The sequence below is a fragment of the Gammaproteobacteria bacterium genome, from assembly GCA_029884425.1.
In the GTDB taxonomy this organism is placed as follows: domain Bacteria; phylum Pseudomonadota; class Gammaproteobacteria; order S012-40; family S012-40; genus JAOUHV01.
This window is the reverse complement of record JAOUHV010000040.1, coordinates 20,797-27,049: the sequence shown is the minus strand read 5'-3', so window position 1 is coordinate 27,049 and position 6,253 is coordinate 20,797. Positions and strand designations below refer to the sequence as shown.

Below are 6,253 nucleotides of genomic sequence, written 5' to 3'. Positions count from 1 at the left end.
TCGGCATAGCGCGCCAGGGTGTCGATGTGGGCGTCGGTATCATCGCCTTCCAGGTGGCCGTGATCCAGCCACAGTACGCGATTCAAACCCAATTGCGCTTTGAGGAAAGTTTCGATTTGCGCCTTGTCGTAATCGGGATTGCGCTCCTTGGACATCAGACACTGCGATGTGGTGAGCAGGGTGCCCAGGCCGTCGGTTTCCAGACTGCCACCTTCGAGCACAAAATCAAACGACATCATCGGCACATCGCCGAAGGCCGATTGTTCGTGCAGCTTGGCGTTGATCTGGGTGTCGCGCTGCGCATCGAATTTGTTGCCCCAGCCGTTAAACACGAAATCCAGCAGGCGCACCTGACCGTCTTTTTCCACCGTGATCGGGCCGTGGTCGCGTGCCCAGGTGTCGTCAGAATCGATTACATGCAGACGCACCTGCTTCAAGTCGACGCCGGCATTTTGCAGCAGCGCTTGAATGTGTTTTTTGTGTACGCCGTCGAAGGCGGAAATCAGTACCAGCTCGCGTTCGCTGATCGCCTTGGCGATGTTGACGAACACCGGCTCGACGTTTTCCAGATTGTCAGCCCAGTCGCTGTCGACGTGTGGCCAGGTCAGCATGACGCCGGATTGTGGTGCCCATTCGGGAAGAAATGTGGTCATAGTAAACATTCCGAACGTTGGGGTGCGCGGTGCGCACCATTATCTAATAACCTTGTGGTGTGCTGGCGTTTATGCCCTTTGGGTACACCCTACGGTTTTTGTATTTTCAATCTGAAACCTCGGACTAAAAAGTTCGCAATTTCAGTGGGTTGTAGCCTAAAGTCAATGTTGACAAGAAATTGCTTGAACTATAAGTCCAGCGTTATACCTTGTCCGCCGAGAAGTCTTTGGCCAGTTTGTCGCCTATGCCGATGTAGTTGGCCGGCGTCATTGCCTTCAGGCGATCCTTGGCATCCTGTGGCAGATCCAGACCATCAACAAACGCCTGCATGCCTTCGCGAGTGACGCGCTGACCGCGGGTGAAATCTTTCAATTTCTCGTAAGGATTTTCGATGCCGTAGCGACGCATTACGGTCTGGATTGGCTCGGCCAAAACTTCCCAGTTGTTGTCCAGATCAGCCAGCAGGGCGGCTTCGTTGGCTTCCAGTTTGCCGATGCCTTTGAGTGTGGATTCATAGGCGATTACCGAGTGGGCAAAGCCCACGCCCATGTTACGCAGCACGGTGGAATCGGTCAGGTCGCGCTGCCAGCGGGAAATCGGCAGTTTCATCGCCAGATGATCCATGATGGCGTTGGCGATTCCCAGATTGCCTTCGGAGTTTTCGAAGTCGATGGGGTTGACCTTGTGTGGCATGGTGGAAGAACCGACTTCACCTTTGACCACGCGCTGCTTGAAAAAGCCCAGCGAAATATAGCCCCACACATCGCGATCAAAATCGATCAGGATGGTGTTGAAACGGGCGACGGCGTTGTACAGCTCGGCGATGTAATCGTGTGGCTCGATCTGGATGGTGTAGGGGTTCCAGGTCAGGCCCAGTGAAGTCACAAATTTTTCGGAGAACTCCGCCCAGTCTACATTCGGATAGGCTGACAGGTGGGCGTTGTAGTTGCCGACCGCGCCGTTGATCTTGCCCAGCATTTCTACCGCAGCGATCTGACGGCGCTGACGTTCCAGACGATGCGCCACGTTGGCCATTTCTTTACCCACGGTGGTGGGAGAAGCGGGCTGGCCGTGAGTGCGGCTCAACATGGGCAGGTCGGCGTATTTGTGCGCCAGACCAGCGATGGCATCAACGATTTGCTGTGCCAGTGGCATCATCACTTTTTCGCGGGCCTGACTCAGCATCAATGCGTGTGACAGGTTGTTGATGTCTTCGGAGGTACAGGCAAAGTGGATGAACTCGCTGACCGCTTCCAGTTCCTTGTTGCCCTTGATTTTATCCTTGAGGAAATATTCCACCGCTTTCACGTCGTGATTGGTGGTGCGCTCGATGGTTTTGACGGCGCGCGCGTCTTCTTCGCTGAAGTTGGTTACAATGGCATCCAGTTGGGCATGGGTAGCCGCTGAAAATGCAGGGACTTCGGCAATGCCCTCGTGGCGGGACAGCGCCTGCAGCCAGCGTACCTCGACGGTGACGCGGTTGTGGATCAGGCCAAACTCACTGAAAATAGGGCGCAGGGCTTCGGTTTTGCTGCCGTAACGGCCATCAACGGGGGATATTGCGGTCAAGGAGGATAGTTGCATCTCTATTCCTGTAGTTAGCTGGTTCGCGAAAAACGCGAAGTGTAACCCAAAACCCCGCTGGAATCCCACATTTTGCCTGCCTTTGTCCGCTAATAATTGCCTGAAATTTAACCCGGCAATGCCGATGCAGAACACGCGACATTTAGCGCCGTCGCAACAAATGCGTTAGAATCGCTACAAATTTTTGCCGATACACCCATAAGCGAGGTAGATACGTGCTAGAGAACTATCGTCAACACGTGCAACAACGTGCCACCCAGGGCTTGCCACCGCTGCCTCTGGATGCAAAACAGACAGCCGAGCTGATTGAACTGCTGAAAAATCCACCCAAAGGCGAAGAAAAAACGCTGGTCGAACTGCTGACCCATCGCGTACCGGCTGGCGTTGATGACGCGGCCTACGTCAAGGCGGCTTTCCTGGCGGCGATCACCAAGGGTGAGGCTAGTTCTCCGCTGGTTGATGGCAAGCTGGCTGCCGAGCTGTTGGGCACCATGCTGGGTGGTTATAACATCCAGCCGCTGATTGCACTGCTGGATAACGCCAAGCTGGCACCGACGGCGGTTATCGCATTATCCAAAACCTTGTTGATGTTTGATGCTTTCCACGATGTGGTGGAAAAGGCCAAGGCCGGTAACAGCTTTGCCAAACAGGTAGCCGATGCCTGGGCCAATGCCGAATGGTTTACCAACAAGCCGGAAATGCCAAAAGAAATCAAAGTCGTAGTATTCAAAGTGCCCGGCGAAACCAACACCGACGACCTGTCGCCCGCCTCTGAGGCATGGAGCCGTCCTGACATCCCGTTGCACGCCAAGGCCATGCTGGTCAGCAAAATGCCCGGCGCGCTGGATAAAATCGAATCTCTGAAAGCCAAAGGTCTGCCGCTGGCCTATGTTGGCGACGTGGTGGGGACCGGTTCATCGCGCAAATCTGCGATTAACTCCGTGCTGTGGCACATGGGTTTTGACATTCCTTTCGTGCCCAACAAGCGCCAGGGTGGCGTTGTGCTCGGTGGCAAGATTGCGCCGATTTTCTTCAACACCGCAGAAGATTCCGGCTGTCTGCCCATCGAGTGCGATGTCTCCAAACTGAACATGGGCGATGTCATCACCATCAAGCCTTACGACGGCGTGATCGTCAACGAAGCCGGCGAAACCATTTCCACCTTTGACCTGAAACCCTCCACCATGCCCGACGAAGTACGCGCCGGTGGCCGTATTCCGCTGATCATTGGTCGCTCGCTGACAGACAGAACCCGTATTGCTCTGGGTCTGACGCCCAGCACGATTTTCCGTCGCCCCGAAGCGCCTGCCGACACTGGCAAAGGCTATACCCTGGCGCAGAAAATGGTGGGACAGGCTTGCGGTATCAAGGGCGTGCGCCCAGGTACTTACTGCGAACCACACATGACCACCGTGGGTTCTCAGGACACCACTGGCGCGATGACCCGCGACGAGCTGAAAGAACTGGCTTGCCTGGGCTTTTCCGCTGATCTGGTGATGCAGTCGTTCTGTCACACTGCGGCATACCCCAAGCCCGTGGACATCAAACTGCAGCACTCGCTGCCATCGTTTATTAGCACACGCGGCGGTGTGGCCCTGCGTCCGGGGGACGGCGTTATCCACTCCTGGTTGAACCGCATGGTACTGCCTGACACGGTGGGTACCGGCGGTGATTCGCATACCCGTTTCCCCATTGGTATTTCCTTCCCGGCGGGTTCGGGTCTGGTGGCGTTCGGCGCAGCACTGGGCGTGATGCCGCTGGACATGCCTGAATCCGTACTGGTGCGCTTCAAGGGCAAAATGCAGCCCGGCGTTACGCTGCGCGATCTGGTCAACGCGATTCCTTACGCAGCGATTCAGCAAGGTCTGTTGACGGTAGAGAAAAAAGGCAAGAAGAACATCTTCTCTGGTCGCGTACTGGAAATCGAAGGTCTGGAACAGTTGAAAGTCGAGCAGGCGTTTGAGCTGTCCGACGCGTCTGCCGAACGTTCTGCCAACGGCTGTACCGTGAAGCTGGCCAAGGAACCGATCATCGAGTTCCTCAAGTCCAACATCACACTGCTCAAATGGATGATCGCCAACGGTTACGAAGACAAGCGCACCTTGGGTCGTCGCATTGAGGCGATGGAAGCGTGGCTCGCCAAGCCTACCTTGCTCGAAGCCGACAAGGACGCCGAATACGCCGCAGTGATCGAAATTGACCTGAACCAGATCAAGGAACCCATCGTTGCCTGTCCGAACGACCCAGACGACGTGAAGCTGTTGTCTGACGTTGCAGGAAACAAGATCGACGAAGTGTTCATCGGTTCGTGCATGACCAACATCGGTCACTTCCGTGCCGCCGGCAAGGTGCTGGAGAAATTCGGCGGCGCTGTGCCCACGCGCATGTGGATTGCACCGCCCACCAAAATGGACGCGCACCAACTGACCGAAGAAGGTTACTACAGCATCTTCGGCAAGGCCGGTGCCCGTACCGAAATGCCCGGCTGTTCACTGTGCATGGGTAACCAGGCTCGCGTGGCCGACAACGCCACCGTGATGTCGACCTCGACGCGTAACTTCCCCAATCGTTTGGGCAAGGACGCCGACGTGTACCTGGGCTCTGCCGAACTCGCTGCCGTGTGCGCGCAGTTGGGCAAAATCCCCACGCCAGCGGAATACATGGACGCGGTGAAAACCATCGACACCATGTCCAAAGACATCTACCGCTATCTGAACTTCAACGAGATTGAGGAATATCAGAAAATCGCGGACAAGGTGATTCCCATCGTCGCTGCGTAAATGTCACTGATTGGGGGCGGAGTATGCGTACTCTGACCCCGGCAGAAAAAGCCCCACTTCGAGAGATTGGAGTGGGGCTTTTTCGCAACGCTCGATCATCGACGTGCCGCAACTCCCCGAAGATTGGCGAACCTCGCCACCGATATCGCATACCCGCGAACTGGGTAATGACTGGCTGAAACAAAAACGCAGTTTGTTACTCCAGATTCCATCCGCTGTTTCGCCGGTGGAATGCAATTACCTGATCAATCCCGATCATCCTGACTTTGCCTGCATCGAAATCGCCGCAGCGCAGCCATACAGTTTTGATTCGCGGTTGTTGAAGTTGGCGGACGGTTGATTTGGAGTGTGGTTTGGTCGTGACAGGGCAGTGGGACTCTGGTAGTTTCGTAATCCGAGCCGCCTGATCACAGGTGCAATAATTATCATTTCCTTGATGTGGTCATAGCCTGATTTAACGCTCCAGATCAGGTGTTTTATACTCCAGGTAGGGTGCGCCATGCGCACCGGGGCCGAGTATCTATGCCCCATCGAAGATGGCAGCATGATTCAGCCGAGTATGAAAATTCGAGTGATAGGCCGCGACGGGGTATTAGTGATAGCGAAGCGGCGGTTTAATGTGCTGTTTGCGCCTGTAAGTAACAGTATTCGGACACTGAGAAAATGAGAAACGTATAGTTATGAAAAAAATAAAATATTATTTCGCATTTATTATGATGCTAAATCTGTTTGCTTGTGCATCAATCCCAAAAGAAAAAATCGATGAAATAGCATTTTTTGAAAGCAAAGAATCAGCACCACCCTACACAGAGCTTGGTGTTTGTGAGTGCTATGGTGGGTGGAGCATTCTTGAAGTGCCCACATTAGAAACTGCTAAAAGAGAGGCACAACTGGAGGCGATAGATCGCGGTGGCAATGCAGTTGTGTTGTTATCTGTAATGAGAGTCGTAGATTTGCCGAATGAGGAATTAGACCTAACTACAGCAGCGTCCCGCCTTTTTTTGAGCGAAAAAAACGCAAGTAAAGTGTCGAAAAGTATGGATGAAAATGCGAACGAAAACCAAATGGTATGGTTTTTCGCAATTGCAAAGATTGAGCGCCAATAAGCGCATTGAATTCGCGCCAGTAGTAGCGGTTGCCCGACCGCCTTCGGTGGCTCATCCGAACGTTGAACCTGTAGAAAAAGCACGGTTAACGCCTGTTTTTAGCAAGTAGCCCGGATGAAGCGAAGCGTA

Annotated in this window: 5 protein-coding genes; 3 read left to right on the top strand and 2 right to left on the bottom strand. The window is 54.2% G+C overall.

Features of this window, described 5'->3' with window-relative positions:
- Together OEW58_10600 and purB are read right to left on the bottom strand one after the other, a co-directional pair.
- On the bottom strand, positions 1-653 hold a 653-nt coding region (locus tag OEW58_10600; protein ID MDH5301799.1), incomplete at its 3' end, for an agmatine deiminase family protein.
- Positions 654-855: 202 nt separating this feature from the next.
- Positions 856-2,238, bottom strand: coding sequence for an adenylosuccinate lyase (purB, locus tag OEW58_10595; protein ID MDH5301798.1), 1,383 nt, complete (start codon positions 2,236-2,238; stop codon positions 856-858).
- Between the two features lie 215 nt (positions 2,239-2,453).
- On the opposite strand from purB, the gene acnB reads away from it, so the two are divergent.
- The 3 genes from acnB (at position 2,454) to OEW58_10580 (ending at position 6,124) form a co-directional block, all read left to right on the top strand.
- Complete coding sequence (gene acnB / locus OEW58_10590; protein ID MDH5301797.1) at positions 2,454-5,018, top strand: bifunctional aconitate hydratase 2/2-methylisocitrate dehydratase; 2,565 nt, start codon at positions 2,454-2,456, stop codon at positions 5,016-5,018.
- Positions 5,019-5,121: 103 nt separating this feature from the next.
- Positions 5,122-5,358 (top strand): RES family NAD+ phosphorylase, encoded by a 237-nt coding sequence (locus OEW58_10585; GenBank protein ID MDH5301796.1) that lies wholly within the window; start codon positions 5,122-5,124, stop codon positions 5,356-5,358.
- A gap of 340 nt (positions 5,359-5,698) precedes the next feature.
- Entirely contained in the window at positions 5,699-6,124 is a 426-nt protein-coding gene (locus tag OEW58_10580; protein ID MDH5301795.1) for a hypothetical protein, read from the top strand.
- The last annotated feature ends 129 nt before the right edge of the window (positions 6,125-6,253 follow it).